Origin of the sequence: Candidatus Methylomirabilis limnetica, assembly GCF_003044035.1 — a bacterium.
Classification (GTDB): domain Bacteria; phylum Methylomirabilota; class Methylomirabilia; order Methylomirabilales; family Methylomirabilaceae; genus Methylomirabilis; species Methylomirabilis limnetica.
This window is the reverse complement of sequence record NZ_NVQC01000008.1, coordinates 48,565-62,747: the sequence shown is the minus strand read 5'-3', so window position 1 is coordinate 62,747 and position 14,183 is coordinate 48,565. Positions and strand designations below refer to the sequence as shown.

Annotated in this window: 19 protein-coding genes; 9 read left to right on the top strand and 10 right to left on the bottom strand. The window is 59.1% G+C overall.

Annotation, left to right across the window (positions count from 1 at the left end; all coding sequences use genetic code 11):
* Window positions 1-68 precede the first annotated feature (68 nt).
* The 4 genes from CLG94_RS00870 (at window position 69) to vapC (ending at window position 2,517) form a co-directional block, all read left to right on the top strand.
* Window positions 69-1,538: an RNB domain-containing ribonuclease gene (locus tag CLG94_RS00870; protein ID WP_107561019.1), complete on the top strand. Its 1,470-nt coding sequence runs from the start codon at window positions 69-71 to the stop codon at window positions 1,536-1,538.
* A 49-nt stretch (window positions 1,539-1,587) separates the two neighbouring features.
* Window positions 1,588-1,743, top strand: a complete 156-nt coding sequence (locus CLG94_RS13180) for a hypothetical protein (RefSeq protein ID WP_161953948.1) — start codon at window positions 1,588-1,590, stop codon at window positions 1,741-1,743.
* Window positions 1,744-1,871: 128 nt separating this feature from the next.
* The gene (locus CLG94_RS00865; RefSeq protein WP_107561018.1) at window positions 1,872-2,111 is read left to right on the top strand and encodes a type II toxin-antitoxin system VapB family antitoxin; all 240 of its coding nucleotides are present in this window, start codon (window positions 1,872-1,874) and stop codon (window positions 2,109-2,111) included.
* Window positions 2,098-2,517: a type II toxin-antitoxin system VapC family toxin gene (vapC, locus tag CLG94_RS00860; RefSeq protein WP_107561017.1), complete on the top strand. Its 420-nt coding sequence runs from the start codon at window positions 2,098-2,100 to the stop codon at window positions 2,515-2,517. The genes CLG94_RS00865 and vapC overlap by 14 nt, the downstream gene beginning before the upstream one ends.
* A 171-nt stretch (window positions 2,518-2,688) precedes the next feature.
* On the opposite strand, the gene CLG94_RS00855 is transcribed toward vapC, so the two are convergent.
* The 6 genes from CLG94_RS00855 to CLG94_RS00830 all read right to left on the bottom strand — a co-directional run bounded on the left by CLG94_RS00855 (window position 2,689) and on the right by CLG94_RS00830 (window position 5,192).
* A complete protein-coding gene (locus CLG94_RS00855) occupies window positions 2,689-2,964 on the bottom strand; it encodes a type II toxin-antitoxin system RelE/ParE family toxin (RefSeq protein ID WP_107561016.1) in 276 nt (91 codons plus the stop codon).
* Window positions 2,952-3,137 (bottom strand): hypothetical protein, encoded by a 186-nt coding sequence (locus CLG94_RS00850; RefSeq protein WP_107561015.1) that lies wholly within the window; start codon window positions 3,135-3,137, stop codon window positions 2,952-2,954. The genes CLG94_RS00855 and CLG94_RS00850 overlap by 13 nt, the downstream gene beginning before the upstream one ends.
* Before the next feature lie 79 nt (window positions 3,138-3,216).
* Complete coding sequence (locus tag CLG94_RS00845) at window positions 3,217-3,534, bottom strand: HigA family addiction module antitoxin (RefSeq protein ID WP_107561014.1); 318 nt, start codon at window positions 3,532-3,534, stop codon at window positions 3,217-3,219.
* Between the two features lie 12 nt (window positions 3,535-3,546).
* Window positions 3,547-3,825 (bottom strand): type II toxin-antitoxin system RelE/ParE family toxin, encoded by a 279-nt coding sequence (locus tag CLG94_RS00840; protein WP_107561059.1) that lies wholly within the window; start codon window positions 3,823-3,825, stop codon window positions 3,547-3,549.
* Window positions 3,826-4,230: 405 nt separating this feature from the next.
* Window positions 4,231-4,833, bottom strand: a complete 603-nt coding sequence (wrbA, locus tag CLG94_RS00835; RefSeq protein WP_107561013.1) for an NAD(P)H:quinone oxidoreductase — start codon at window positions 4,831-4,833, stop codon at window positions 4,231-4,233.
* 41 nt (window positions 4,834-4,874) lie between these two features.
* Window positions 4,875-5,192, bottom strand: a complete 318-nt coding sequence (locus tag CLG94_RS00830) for a helix-turn-helix transcriptional regulator (protein ID WP_107561012.1) — start codon at window positions 5,190-5,192, stop codon at window positions 4,875-4,877.
* 200 nt (window positions 5,193-5,392) lie between these two features.
* Between CLG94_RS00830 and CLG94_RS00825 the strand changes: the two genes are divergently transcribed.
* From CLG94_RS00825 to CLG94_RS00810, 4 genes are read left to right on the top strand one after another with little or no spacing between them, the layout of a single operon-like run.
* Window positions 5,393-6,373: an ABC transporter ATP-binding protein gene (locus CLG94_RS00825; protein WP_107561011.1), complete on the top strand. Its 981-nt coding sequence runs from the start codon at window positions 5,393-5,395 to the stop codon at window positions 6,371-6,373.
* Window positions 6,370-7,137 (top strand): ABC transporter permease, encoded by a 768-nt coding sequence (locus CLG94_RS00820; RefSeq protein WP_107561010.1) that lies wholly within the window; start codon window positions 6,370-6,372, stop codon window positions 7,135-7,137. Before CLG94_RS00825 ends, CLG94_RS00820 begins: the two co-directional genes overlap by 4 nt.
* A gap of 2 nt (window positions 7,138-7,139) precedes the next feature.
* Window positions 7,140-8,744: a GldG family protein gene (locus CLG94_RS00815; RefSeq protein ID WP_107561009.1), complete on the top strand. Its 1,605-nt coding sequence runs from the start codon at window positions 7,140-7,142 to the stop codon at window positions 8,742-8,744.
* Window positions 8,741-9,691: a DUF4340 domain-containing protein gene (locus tag CLG94_RS00810; protein WP_161953947.1), complete on the top strand. Its 951-nt coding sequence runs from the start codon at window positions 8,741-8,743 to the stop codon at window positions 9,689-9,691. Before CLG94_RS00815 ends, CLG94_RS00810 begins: the two co-directional genes overlap by 4 nt.
* Window positions 9,692-9,728: 37 nt before the next feature.
* Here the strand turns inward: CLG94_RS00810 and CLG94_RS00805 are convergent, their stop codons facing one another.
* From CLG94_RS00805 to CLG94_RS00795, 3 genes are all read right to left on the bottom strand, one after another.
* Window positions 9,729-10,463, bottom strand: coding sequence for a CDP-alcohol phosphatidyltransferase family protein (locus CLG94_RS00805; protein WP_133174588.1), 735 nt, complete (start codon window positions 10,461-10,463; stop codon window positions 9,729-9,731).
* Window positions 10,464-10,476: 13 nt separating this feature from the next.
* Window positions 10,477-11,073: a tetratricopeptide repeat protein gene (locus CLG94_RS00800; protein WP_107561006.1), complete on the bottom strand. Its 597-nt coding sequence runs from the start codon at window positions 11,071-11,073 to the stop codon at window positions 10,477-10,479.
* Window positions 11,074-11,304: 231 nt separating this feature from the next.
* Complete coding sequence (locus tag CLG94_RS00795; protein ID WP_161953946.1) at window positions 11,305-13,011, bottom strand: cytochrome b/b6 domain-containing protein; 1,707 nt, start codon at window positions 13,009-13,011, stop codon at window positions 11,305-11,307.
* On the opposite strand from CLG94_RS00795, the gene CLG94_RS13175 reads away from it, so the two are divergent.
* Entirely contained in the window at window positions 12,964-13,497 is a 534-nt protein-coding gene (locus tag CLG94_RS13175; protein WP_161953945.1) for a hypothetical protein, read from the top strand. The two genes, CLG94_RS00795 and CLG94_RS13175, sit on opposite strands and share 48 nt — an antisense overlap.
* Before the next feature lie 93 nt (window positions 13,498-13,590).
* On the opposite strand, the gene CLG94_RS00790 is transcribed toward CLG94_RS13175, so the two are convergent.
* A complete protein-coding gene (locus tag CLG94_RS00790) occupies window positions 13,591-14,004 on the bottom strand; it encodes a c(7)-type cytochrome triheme domain-containing protein (RefSeq protein WP_239993049.1) in 414 nt (137 codons plus the stop codon).
* Window positions 14,005-14,183 lie beyond the last annotated feature (179 nt).

Here is a 14,183-nt window from a genome sequence, read left to right as displayed (position 1 = left end):
TCGCCAACCATACGATGACTCGGCTCGACGCGCTAGAGCGCTAGCTGGTATAGGAGGTAGACGGTGAGATGAGTCACACCGGACAAAGACATCGTCACGATCTACAGGCGATTGCGCGCCGCGCGATGATAGCGCGTGGACTGCTTCCGGATTTTTCACCTGCGGTCTTGAGAGAGATCAGCGGACTCACACGTCCGGCAACCGAGCGTACCCCATCCATCCGAGATCTGCGACACCTGCCCTGGTGCTCGATCGACAATGACGACTCCCGCGACCTCGATCAGCTTACGGTCGCAGAGCCACTCGGCAGGGAGGTGGTGAAGATCCTGGTGGCGGTCGCAGACGTCGACGCGCTGGTGCGCAAGGGGTCCGCCACCGATGCCCACGCTCAGCACAACACCACGTCCGTCTACACGGCGGCCGAGATCTTCCCGATGCTCCCCCTCATCCTCTCCACCGATCTTACGTCGTTGAACGAGGATGAGGACCGTCTGGCCATCGTGATCGAGATGGTGGTTAACCAGGATGGCTCGCTCGGGAGTTCGGATATCTATCGCGCCTGGGTCGTCAACCACGCGAAGCTCACCTATCACAGCGTGGCCGCCTGGCTCGATGGCAGGGGGCCCGCTCCTACGCGAGTGGCCACCGTGGTCGGGCTCGACGAACAGCTCCGCACTCAGGATCGGGTGGCTCAGATACTCCGGACCGTGCGACACATGCACGGCGCGCTCAGCCTGGAGACGATCGAGCCGCGCGCCGTGTTGGAGGACGACGTGCTGACCGATCTGCGCGTCGAGGACAAGGACCGGGCACAGGAGCTCATTGAGGATCTCATGATCGCGGCGAATCGTGTGACGGTTCGGTACCTCGAGGCGCGGAGCCTACCGTCCCTGCGCCGGATCTTGCGCTCGCCGGACCGATGGCAACGGATTGTGGAGTTGGCGGCCCACCTGGGGGCACGGCTCCCGCCCGAGCCGGACGCCGCCGCCCTGGAGGCGTTCCTATTGACCCGGCGCCAGGCGGACCCGGTGCGGTTTCCCGATCTCTCGCTGACCGTCGTCAAGCTGATCGGTCGGGGCGAGTACGTGGTAGAGGGGCCAGATCAGACGTCGCCGGGCCACTTCGGCCTGGCGATTCCGGCCTACACGCACTCCACGGCCCCGAACCGGCGCTTCCCCGATCTGCTCACACAGCGGTTGCTCAAAGCCACGCTGGCTGAGCACGCGGCCCCGTACAGCCTTGAGGAGCTCAACACGCTCGCGCAGCACTGCACCGAACAGGAAGACAATGCCAGCAAGGTCGAGCGACGGGTCCAGAAATCGGCGGCCGCGCTGCTCCTCGAATCGAAGATCGGACAGCGCTTCGACGCCATCGTCACCGGTGCGGCCGCGAAAGGGACCTGGGTACGTATCCTTCACCCCTCTGCAGAGGGTAGGGTTGTCCGTGGGTTCAAGGGGCTTGACGTCGGCGATCGGGTCCGGGTCGAGCTCATCGACACCAATGTGGAGCAAGGGTTCATCGATTTCGCGCGGGTGTAACGATGGCCACAAACTGGACGCCAGAGGAGAACTGACCGCATACGTCCAGATGACCGACGCCGTACGAGTAGCAGGGGTTGTTGTCTCTTTCGTAACACTTGCCGGGTCGGTAGCCAACATTCTGACCAACTCGGCCCTCCACCCCCTCTCGAAGATCCCCGAGTACAAGGTCTACGCCGTCAGGATCGAACGAGTCGACCGATGATCGCGAATTGTCATCCGGGGATCGCACACTCACCGTTGCGCTAAGCGCCACAGGCTGTCGCCCACTCGATTCCCTTGACAGCACTGTCTAAAGGCATATATGATAGGCATCATAAGGAGGTGCTTGCAATGCGCACCACTATCAATCTAGATGACGAGCTAATCAAAGAATTAATGCACGTGTCAGGGGTCAAGCGGAAGAGGGAGGCCATCCACCTGGCAATCTCTGAGTTTCTTCGAAGAAAGAAGATCGAGGGGTTGCTCGCTTTGGAGGGCAAGATCCACCTGGACCTCGATTGGCGCAAGCTGGAAGAACAGGAACTGAAGGCCCAGGCAGAACGCGAGGGACGCTGGCGTGGTCATCGCTGATACATCTCTCTGGATCGAATACTTCAAAGGGGGCAACGAGCCGGCTCGGGCGGCACTGCGGACCCTGATCCGCACTGAACAGGTAGTTCTCGTGGGCGTGGTGCTGGCCGAACTACTCCAGGGGTGCCGATCCTCTGAGGATGCCGATACGATCCTCTCGAATCTCTCCGGTCTCAGCTACCTGGAAACCAGCTTCTCAACCTGGAAGCGAGCCGGGGAGTTTTCGGCTTCGCTCCGGCGGAAAGGCGTCACGCTTCCCCTGTCAGACCTTATCATCGGTGCCCTTGCCATAGAACATGGGTACCGGGTGTATACCCTCGATACACACTTCAAGCACATTCCAGGCCTTAAACTGTACACTCCACCCTACTCGCCTAGGGCTCATAAGCCCATCTCTCAGGCTTAAAGCCTGGTCCTCGGCACGCTCGCGCAGCACTGCACCGAACAGGAAGCCCAACCGCGATGCTAGAACTGAAGGTGCTTGCCAATCACAGCGTCAAACTCCGCAATCGTCGCGTCATCGCGCAGTAATTTCACATCGATAGCGAGTTCTTAAAATTTCTGTTATTGCAGTGATTCATGAATGTCGCAAAAGAACCGCACCCATATCATTACCTGAGGTTGACCTCAGAAGGTAGGCAATCCGGTAATGCCCATAGAGCAGAATCCTGATTTCACCTTCTGCCTCTGTGCGATACTTGTACCCGATTTCCGGAAATCTCCGAAGCACCTGTACCTTTTCGTAGATTCCAGATACGACCTTCTGGGTCGCAACTGGGTTATCCGCGGCGATGTAATCGTGTATGTCGCGAAGCCAGCGATGCGCTTCTTCGGTCCACCTTATTTCTGCCATGTACGAATCCGACGCTCCATGTCTTCATTGGATATCACGCGCCCGCTGCGTGAATCATCCAGGCCTCGCTCGATCATTCGCTCAAAGGCAAGCTCGCGCATGATTTCCTCATAGGTCGCGTCTTCAGGCTGCGACTGGATCACCTCGGTCATTTTCTCTTTAATGTTTGGCATGGCACACTCCCTTTAAAAACTGGACATAACATGGTCGACGCGAAGCGCCGGACAGAAAGCGAATGGTAGTCTGCCACTGTTAGGCCATAGAACCAGCATGAGTGGGCACTCCCACCCACGGTCTGATCTTCGCCAGGGTCTTGGCTAGGGCTTCTTCCGCCACCTCGGTGTCATAGGCCGCCTGCGCCCGCAGCCAATAACCGTTGGAAAGACCGAAGAACCGGCACAGGCGCAGGTCGGTGCCCGCCGTGATGGCACGCTTGCCTGCCACGATGTCACCGATCCGCTGGGCGGGCACACCGATTTCCTTGGCGAGGCGATATTGCGTGAGGCCCATCGGGATCAGAAACTCTTCGCGCAGCAACTCGCCGGGCGTCACGGGCTTGAGCTTACGCATGGTCTCCCTCCATCAATGATAGTCCACGATCTCAACGTCCTCGGCGCCCGCAGCCGTCCAGAGGAAGCACGCCCGAATTTGATCATTCATGCGGATACTGTGTTGCCTGGCGCGGTCGCCCTTGAGCGCTTCCAGCCGGTTGCCCGGTGGCACACGGAGGTCTTCAAGCCGGTCTGCGATCTGTAGCTGTCGCAGCTTGCGGCGCGCGACCGACTCGATGCGCACGAACCGCTTGACCCGCCGGCCTTTCGAGAGAGCTTCTGTGTCGGCGCACTGGAACGTTTTGATCACAGGCGTATCATAACGTGTTGCGTGATTAACGTCGAGCGTGATGAGCAGATTGACTCGCGGAGCGTCCGCGCCATCTATTACACGAGCCGCGTTAGAGACCGACAAAGGCCGGTAGCCTACCTCGCAAGACGGCTCCACTTCGCAACGACGACTTTTGCCTGCAATATCCCACACTTACCCTAAGGAGGCGTCAACAATTAACATCTACATCTACCAAAGCAACAAACCCCCTTCATCCCCCTTTCGAAAGGGGGAAAGAGGGGGTTTGTGCATTGTTCGGATCATGAATATGTACATGTTATTCTTTGACGCTGCCTAACCGGTCAAGACCAGTAGGCCGACAGACGCTGCCGGCTTTGGCAGCCGATCTCGGTCGCCGTGTGGTGAGGCGCTTCCAGGGGCTCCTCAGGACGACAGCTTTTTGGCAATATTTGCAACATGCTCGCCTTGAAATTTCGCGATGGTCAATTCGTTCTCCGACGGCTGGCGACGGCCATCTCCTCCGGCGAGCGTACTCGCGCCGTAAGGCGTGCCGCCCGTAATTTCATTCATGTTGAGCAGGGCTTGGCATGAGTAAGGCACACCGACGATCACCATCCCCTGATGCAACAGCGTACTGTGAAACGAAGTAATGGTGGTCTCGTGTCCACCGTGTTGAGTTGCGGTGGAGGTAAAGACACTGCCCACCTTGCCGACGAGCGCACCGCTCACCCAATGTTTCCCCGTTTGATCTAGGAAATTGCGCATCTGGGCGCACATGTTCCCGAACCGGGTCGGGGTACCAAAGATAATCGCGTCGTAATGAGGCAACTCATCAACCGTTGCAATGGGGGCTTCTTGATCAAGTTTTGCACCGGTTTTTCGAGCCACCTCTTCAGGCATCAGTTCCGGCACACGTTTGATGAAGACCTCAACACCCTCCACGGAACAAGCGCCCTCGGCTATCGTCTTCGCCATTGTTTCAACATGTCCATACATGCTGTAATACAGGATCAAGATTCTCGTCATAGACTGCCTCCTTGGGATACCGCTGATCGAGAGGTTAGGCGTCAAGCGGTCTTCTGCGGCACAAGGCGTACTTGAAGGTCACACCCCACAGCCTTCGCATACCGCTTGAGCGTTGTGAGCGACGGAGCGTGCTTTCCGGCAGATTCGAGTCTGGACACCGCACTCTTAGTCGTACCCATCCGTTCCGCGACGGCGTCTTGCGTCAGACCAGCGCGGGACCGTGCTTTGAGCATTTGGTTAGCAACTTGGTACTCAAGAGCAAGGGCGTCGTAAGCCTCGATGAACCCTTTGCGGATTGCCGCCTTGGCAAGGAATTCCTTATGGCCGTGGCGGACGGGCTTGAATTTCAGCTCAGGCATCTGACACCTCCCGCTCGTGGAAGTACTCGATCTCGAAGGGCATAAATGAATGTTAGCACATACGCGAACACAGAGCAACGTGTGCTACTCCTGGTTGTCTCGATGCCATTGCGGGGAGCAAGCCCGTCGTGTACAATGACGAATGGTCTTTTGGGATTCAGGCTGCCGGCCGGTGGCAGGGAAGCGACAGGGGAGACGGAATGATCGAAGCGGACAAGCTGACGAAATATTACGATAAGCATACAGCGATTAGGGATGTATCGTTCAAGGTTGAGAAGGGGGAGATCGTGGGGTTCCTCGGGCCGAACGGCGCCGGCAAGACCACCACGATGCGGATCTTGACCGGCTTCCTGCCGCCCAGCAGCGGGACGGCGCGCGTCGCCGGCTACGACGTCCTGACCGAGTCGCTTCAGGTTCGGCGACGAATCGGCTACCTGCCGGAGAACGTGCCGCTCTACACCGACATGAAGGTGACCAACTACCTGGAGTTCGTGGCCGAAGTCAAAGGCGTAGAACGTGTGAACCGACGGCACAAGATCGGCGAGGTCATGGAAAAGTGTGGGCTTGCCGAGGTGCGGCGAACGCTGATCGGGGCGCTCTCGCGCGGCTATCGGCAGCGGGTCGGCATCGCTCAGGCGCTACTTAACGATCCTGAGGTGCTGATCCTGGACGAGCCAACCATCGGGCTCGACCCGAAGCAGATCATCGAGATCAGACAGCTCATCAAGGCGCTGGCAGGCCAAAGCACGATTATCCTCTCCACTCACATCCTGCCCGAGGTCAGCATGATCTGCCATCGGGTGATTATCCTCAATAATGGACAGGTCGTAGCGGTTGACACCCCGGAGAACCTCACGGCCGGGCTTCAGAGTTCCACCAAACTGCGCATCAGGGTCGAGGGGCCAGTGGACCAGGTCGGCGTAGCCCTGACACATCTTCCAGGCGTGCTGCGGGTCGTGGCGGAGGATGAGACGCACCCGTCTGCGTGCGATGCACAGGCAGGCGAGATCGCCAAGAGCTTCGTCGTAGAGTCGGAACGGAATTGTGACCTGCGACGCGAGGTGTCGCGTCTGATCGTTGAGCGCGGATGGGGGCTGCTGGAGCTCCGTCCCGCCGACATGAGCTTGGAGGAGATCTTCGTCCGCCTGGTAACCAAAGAAACGCATGAGGTGCAGGCATGAACGTCCTGGCGATCTTCAAGAAGGAGTTTCGCGCCTACTTCGCGTCGCCGATCGCCTACGTGGTCCTGACCATCTTCGCGCTCATCTCGGGGTTTTTTTTCTATAGCCTACTTACCTTTTTCTCGCTCAACAGCTTGCAGGCCGCTACGAACCCCGGTTTCGGTCGAGACCTGAACGTCTCTGAATGGATCGTTCGCCCGCTATTTCGCGACATCGCCATCACGATGCTGCTCCTGATGCCGGCGGCCACCATGCGCCTATTCTCGGAAGAAAAGAAGACTGGGACCATCGAGCTGCTCTTCACGTACCCGATCAAGGACTGGGAGCTCCTGTTGGGTAAATTCCTGGCGGCACTCGCACTGTACTCGGCAATGCTCGGGATCAGCCTGCTGGATATCGCGTTGCTGGGGTCCTTCGCCGCGCTGGAATGGGGGCTTATTCTGACCGGCTACATTGGTCTCCTGCTGCTCGGTATGGCCTTCCTGGGACTCGGGATTCTGGCCTCCGCCCTCACCGAAAACCAGGTCGTCGCCGCGGTCGGTTCCTTTGGCATCCTCCTGTTGCTTTGGGTCATAGGCTGGTCCGCCGAGGCGGCCGGGCCCACGCTCGGCCCGATCCTCTCGCACCTCTCCATCATCAACCATTACGACAGCTTCGCCAAGGGCACCATCGAGAGCAGGGATGTGATCTACTACCTCAATTTCACGCTCCTGTGCCTCTTCCTGACACTGCGGTCCCTGGAATCGAAGCGGTGGAGGGGCTAACCATGGAAAAACTCGCTCGCTTCGTCGCACCGGCCGGTCTCATCCTCCTTGTCGCTAGCGGGATTGGCTACAACATCCGACCGGACCTGAAGGCGTGGATGGGAAGCCTCCTCCTGCTCGGGGCGATCCTTATCCTTGCCGGCGTGTATCGTGCCTTTGGCGAGATCATGGCCTGGCTGAACCGTCGCTCCACGATCACCGGACTGAACGTCGTCCTGATGACGATGCTGGTATTGGGGATCATCGGTCTGATAGAGGTCATCTCGGCTAAGCATAACACGCGGTTCGATCTGACCGCAGGGAAGCGGTACACCCTCGCCGATCAGACCAGGAAGGTGGTCAGCGGACTGGCCAAGGATGTCCAGGTCACGGCCTTCTTCAGAGCTGACCAGGCGGAGCGCCGGCCCGCGGAAAACCTACTTCGCCAGTATGCCGACCTCTCGCAACGGTTTCGCTTCGAGGTGGTCGATCCAGACAGGAACCCCGGCCGGGCGAAGCGGTACGGCATCGCCACCTATGGCACCACCATCTTAGAGACCAAGGATAAGGAGGAGAAGATCACTGATGTGTCCGAGGAGCCCCTGACGAATGGGCTGGTCAGGCTGCTCCGCGAGGGTAAGCAGACGATCTATTTCCTGAAGGGGCACGGCGAGAACGCGCTGGAGGACGGGTCGCGGAACGGCTACCGGCAGGCCAAAGAAGCCATCGAGAAGGCCAACTACCATGTCAAGGAGCTGTTGCTGCTTCGCGAGCGAGAGGTTCCGCAGGACGCCTCGATGCTGGTCATCAGCGGGCCGAAGCGCGACCTGGCTGAATCGGAGCTGCAGGCCCTGCAGGCGTTTGTCGAGCGAGGCGGAAAGCTGCTCATCCAGCTCGATCCGTTTACGGCGCCGAGCCTCAAGACGTTCATCGGTCGATACGGCATCACGATCGGCGACGATGTGATTGTGGATCAGAACGCTCGCGTCATGGGTGGCGATTACTTGCTGCCCGTGGTCTCAACCTACTTCCCGCACGCGATTACCCGGGATTTTACCCTCGCCTCCATTTTTCCGTTTGCGAGCTCGGTTGACGTTGCGAAACCATCGCCGCAGGGGGTGACGGTTCAAACGCTCGGGGAGACGGGGCCGGGGAGCTGGGCCGAGACCGACAAAGGCGAGCTGAATCGCGGCCAGCTCAGCTTTGAGAAAGGGCAGGACCGACAGGGACCGGTCCCGATCGGCGTCGTCGCCACGGTGCAGGTGAAGCCGGCAACGGCGCCAGGATCCGATGTTGAGAAGGCGGCAGCCACAGCGCAAGGGGCCAACGAGGGGCAGACGCAAAAGCAACCAGGAGAGGCCAGGTTGGTGGTGTACGGCAACTCCGCCTTTGCCAGCAACAACTTTCTGAACTTCTCCGGAAACCGTGATCTCTTCCTGAACAGCATCAGTTGGTTGGCCGAGGAGGAGGAGATGATCTCCATCCGGCCCAGGGAGGCGAAGAGCACCCCCATCATCTTGAGTGCGATGCAAGGACGGATGGCCTTCTGGCTACTGGTCGTCGTGGTACCGGCCCTGTTCCTGATCTCCGGGACATCGGTAGTCCTCGGGCGGAGGCGGTCGCGGTGAGGTGGCGATCGCTCGGCCTTCTCGTGTTGGTTCTGGCGGCTCTGGCCGTGGCCTACTACGCACTGGAGACCAAGGGTACGCTATCCGGGTCGGATGCCAACCGATTATTCCAAGCCGAGGCGAAGGACGTCGAGAAGATCTCCATCACACGGGGTGAAGAGCTGATCGTACTGAAGCGTGAAGGCGACGGGTGGCGGCTGATCGAGCCTGTGCAGGCTACGGCTGACGTTTCAGAGGTCGCCTCGCTACTTCGTACACTCCTGGAAGCCAGGGAAGAACGGCGCATCGAGGAGGCGCCAACAGGCCTAGCTGACTACGGGCTTGAGCGTCCTTCGCTCCATCTCAGCGTAACGCTCAAGGGTGGGAACACGTTGCCGGCGCTCCTGCTGGGCGATGTGAACCCAAACGGTCGCTCTGTCTATGCCAAACGACCCGATCAGCCTGCTGTCTTCCTGGCGACCGCCATCGTGCGAGTCCGCGCGGACCGGAAGCCGGACGATTTTCGTGACAAGACCCTGCTGGCGCTGGAGCCAAACGAGGTCACCCAGATCGAGCTGGTCGGCAAGGGACAATCGATCAGCCTCAGCCATGCTGAAGGGAAGGGGTGGGAGATCAGTAAGCCGATCAAGGTCAGGGCCGACGCGGCTGTGATCGGACAGTTGTTGTGGAAGATCAAGGACGCCCGCGTAACAGCATTTGTCGGCTCTGGTCCTGACGCCAAGCGCAGGTACGGTCTGGAGCGTCCCGATCTTATCGTGGAGTTAAAGGACGCGGGCGGCGTGAAGCGGCTCCTGCTTAAGAAGGCCGCCGACCCACAGGTCGGGCTATACGCCATGACTGAGCCTGGAGAGGGGGTGGTCACCATCGATCCGGCCTTTCTGGACAGCGTACCGAACGGACCGGATGCCTTCAAACAGGCGACCCAGCCGGCGTCGTCCTCACCCTGATCAGGAAATCCAGAAGCGCCCGTAGGAGCTGAAGGCGTCAGGCTTTGGAAGATGTTCGCTCGCCCTCCTGTAGCAAGCGCCAGTGCAGCGCAAACGAGAGGGCGGTATAGTAGATCGGATACAGCAGAGACCAGGCGACCAGCGAGGGCGAGGGATCGGGAAGCTGCCAGAGGAGAATCAGGAGCGCCACGGCCCACAGGATTCCTAGCCCGATGGTAAGGGGGCGGAGGATCCGGGTCCGGCTCGGATAGAGATACCTGATCGGTACCAGCACCATGATCGCCGCAAAGAGGGTGAAGACCGCGTTGAACCAGAGGGGGCTCCCCCAGACATAATAGTAGAAGGCCAGGATGTTCCAGTACGAAGGAAACCCGGTGAAAAAATGATCCGGCGTCTTGGCGGAGACGTGACAGAAACGGTAGGCACTGGTGAGCAGTGGGAAGGGCAACATCCAGATCGAGACCGACGCCGGCAACAAGTTGGCTGCATGGATCAACACGATAGGGACGACCACATAATTCAGATAGTCAACGATATCGTCAAGTTTCGTACCATCGAATTGAGGCAGGACCTCCTTGACCCTGGCAAGTCGCGCCAACGGCCCATCTGCAGCATCGATCACGCCGGCCAGCACCATCCCGAAGAACGCCCCCCGATAATCGCCCCTATGTATGGCGACCAGGCACCAGCCCCCGACAACCGCTCCGGATGCGGTAAACATGTGCACCGCCCACGCTATCACCCGCTGCCGCGCACGCTCTCCTCTTTTCACGCCAACCTTCCCATCACTCCTCCGCCGCTCCACCAGTCGTTTGCTTGTCCCGGTGTTTTTCCTTCTGAGGCTTATCGGAGCTGGCCAACTCCGCTATCCATCCTTTGACCCGCTTGGCATCGTCTGAGTCCTGCGGCACCATGGTGAGAAACCGCTGGAACGCTTCCGTGGCCCCCTTCGCATCCCCCTTATCTTTCAAGGCCTGCCCTTTATCGAATAGCGCATGGGCGTACTTGGGGTCCACGCTCAGCGCCCGGTCATACAGCTTTATGGCCTCATCCGGCTGGTTGCTCTGTGTCAGAATGATTCCGAGGTGAGTCAGCGCCTCGGCATTGCTCCGATCGGACATCAGGATCTGGTGATATTTCTCCCAGGCCGCTTGGTGGTCACCGGCATCGAGTGAGGCGTGGGCAGCCTTCAAGGCCGAATCAATCTCGGAGAGCGAGAGACGGGGGACAGGAGCAGTCGGCGCCGAAGCGGCAGGCGATTGCGTTGGCTTGACGAGAGGAACGAAGGCTGAGGACAGGTAGCCAAGAAGAAAGCCTACGGCCAAAGCGCTACCCAGCATTATGACAAGACGTATCTTGCCGGTGGACCGTTGTTCTTCCATTATCTCCTCTGAGTTTCCTTCGAAAATAGTATTCAGCAATCAACGATCAGCCGTCAGCTTCAGACAAACCCCCCTGACCCCCCTTTCAAAAAAGGGGGATACGTATACGTTTCCTTACCTCCCCCTTTCGCAAAGAGGGATTGAGGGGGTTTTCGTGCACCAGGGTTGGACAGCACCTCACGAGGTGTGCTTTACAACAATACTCCTCTTTTGCTGATTCGAGTCTTTTACTCAGATACTTACCCGCGGTTCCGCCTTCTTATCTCCCGGCAATGAGCTTAGCACGGTTTCTGCCGCAAGCGTCTCCTCCAATTCGGCAGCGTGATCCTTGGCCATTTGTTCTCCCGTAATCTTCCCAGTCAGCCAGACCTGGCTCATCGGGTAGATATCAGGCCGGAAGATGACGCTGTAGAAGTGCCAGACCAGGACAGCAAGCGTTGCAAGCCATGCCTCGTAATAATGGACGACGCTTGCCAGGTCAATAACCAAAAGGGGCCAGCGCTTCAGCACAATAGTTTGTAGACACATGATAAACCCGGTGCCGGCCATAACGACAGTTCCCCACATGACCGCCCAGTACTCCAGCTTCTCTACGTACGTAAAGCGGTGGAAACGGGGCCGGTGTGGCCGCAGACCCAGATTAAAGGTCACCATTTCCCATGCCTCGCCTACATCCCGTCGGCAGGGTTGCATCAATCGGAACTGAGCCCGGCCACGCTGCGTGCCGAAGAGATACGCCAGATGATACCCTGCCGCCAGCGTCATGAGCACGCCGGCGATTCGATGTAGCCAGGCTCGGACGGCATATCCGCTTTCGATCCAGACCAGCGGCCGTGCCCACCACGCATCAGGAAACTTCAGGGCAAAACCGGTAATCACCAGGATCGTGAAGGTCGCAAACAGCGTAACGTGCTGAATCCGCTCATTGAGTGTCAATCGCTCAAAGAGACGGCGCGCCACCTCGGGAGGCACGCGGGGTTCGTCTTCCTGCTGCCCCTCTGTTCGCCAACGCTCTCGCAGATGTACCAGGAAGTCAAGCCCGTTGTGCAGGCTCATCCCGCCAATGGTGACAAAGATAATCACAAGGTAGATCTGTCGGACCAGGGTTACCCATGGGTGCTCGCCGAACCCTGGTGCCACGTGAATTCTGGCACTGGCCAATTGTATGCCGGCGCCTCGGTGGCACTGCCCACAGGTTCGCGAGAGGTTCATCGGGTTGACGGTGGAGCGAGGATCGGAGGAGGGCTGAATATTGTGGGTCCCATGGCAGCTTGCACAGTTGGCCACCACGGGCGACCCACCTCTCGCAGCCAGGCCGTGAAAGCTCTCAAAGAACGTCCCGGCTCGCCGCGGCGCGAGGCCAAACTCCTCGACCACCCGTACCGCCTCGTGGCAGGCAGCGCAGGTCTTGGAGACGGTCAGCGGCGCCACTCGCGATCCCGGGGCGCGGGTGGCAGTGATCCCATGCTCCCCGTGGCAATCAGTGCATGTCGGCGCCGCGAAAACCCCGTGTGAGACGGCCCTCCCGTGCACGCTGTCCTGAAACTGACTGGCTACGTCGTCGTGGCACTGCTTGCAGGTGACGGCGACGTTCTGCTTGAAGACGCCAGAGGCGGGATCGGCAGCTCGTCGGATCTCGTGAGCGCCATGGCAATCGGTGCAGGTTGCGGCAGTGAGATTGCCTTTCTGTAGGATGGCTTGGCCGTGGATGCTTTGCACGAAGAGCGCAACGGCCCGCGGCCTGGTGATCTGTTCTTCGGCGATCACCTTCGGATCGGCATGGCAGCGGGCACAGGTTTCGTGAATCTGCGAGCGATGGGTGGGCGACACAGGATCGCGGTGAGATTTGACGGCGTGGGCCGTGTTGTGGCACGTGGCGCAGGTTGGCAGATGCCTGGTTTTCTCCCCGCGGCTACCGGCATGAATGCCGGCGGCCATATGTTTCGCCTGGCGGCCATGGCACGAAGCGCAGAGGCTGACGTTGCCATCGGCGGCTATCTTCTGGATTCGGTGACTACCATGACAGGCGATGCAATTGGCGCTGGGGCCTATACCCCCCAGATTGGCATGAGCGCTATCCGGAACATTCTCATGGGGTTTGAGATGGCAGGCGCTGCAACGTACTGGCTGGGGCGTTTCGGCGTGAGACCCTTCTGGGATGCCACCATGGCACTCGGCGCAGGCAAGCTCTTTGTGCGCGGATTGAATCAGGTCGGCCGGCTCTACGAGCAGCGAAGCGTATCGCCCTCCCCCGATCTCCTTCTTCAAGTCGGGATCGTTGTGGCAGGCCAAGCACTCCTGAGAAGTGGCAGGCAACTCCGAGACGACCGCGAAGACATTCGGAGCTATGGGCAGAAAAAGCCAAACAAGGAAAAGGCCCCCGGCCGCCTTTCCGTAGCATGCGCTCCTCATCATCAAGCGTGAAATGGTATCGCTACCCACGTTCCCAAACAGGGCGCGCGATAGCAGGGACCGTGAAGAGGCGCACTCTCAAGTCGGCCACCTGCCACAATCCAGTTACTGCGTCTCGGTGCTCTTCGGCTGCGGAACCGTACTGACCTTATGGCACTTCAGGCAATTGCCTATCTCCTTTGTGGAGAATGCAACCTTCCCGTTGTGGCATGTACCACACGCCTTTCCTTCATTGAAGGCCTTCATGGTGATGTCCGGAGAGGTTCCATTCTTATTTTTGAAGGGTTTACCCTTGCCGTGGCAACTCAGGCACTTTTGGCCTTTTTCAATATGCACGTTGTGATCGAACGTTACCTTCCCAAAGCTCATGTTCCCCGCCTCATCCTTGGTCTTCTGCTCGAAGGCGAAGGGGGGTGGAATCTTCAGTTTTGGCTGGGCGACACTACGCGATGGCGTGAAGCTCACAAGCAGGAGGCACGCGAGAGCAAGCCTCGCGCTCCCTCCGATCATTGATCTCATGCTTCTTCCTTTCTACGGGCAGTTCTTAGAAAATGTCTCTTGCGTTTATTGCGTCATCGCGTCTATTGCGTCTATTGGATCGAAAGCGGGCAGAGGTGATTACTCGCTACTCCGCTTTCGCTCGCATCTTCGGGGCACGGTCCCATACGCTCCTAGCTCATGCCATCGGGCTGTCATGC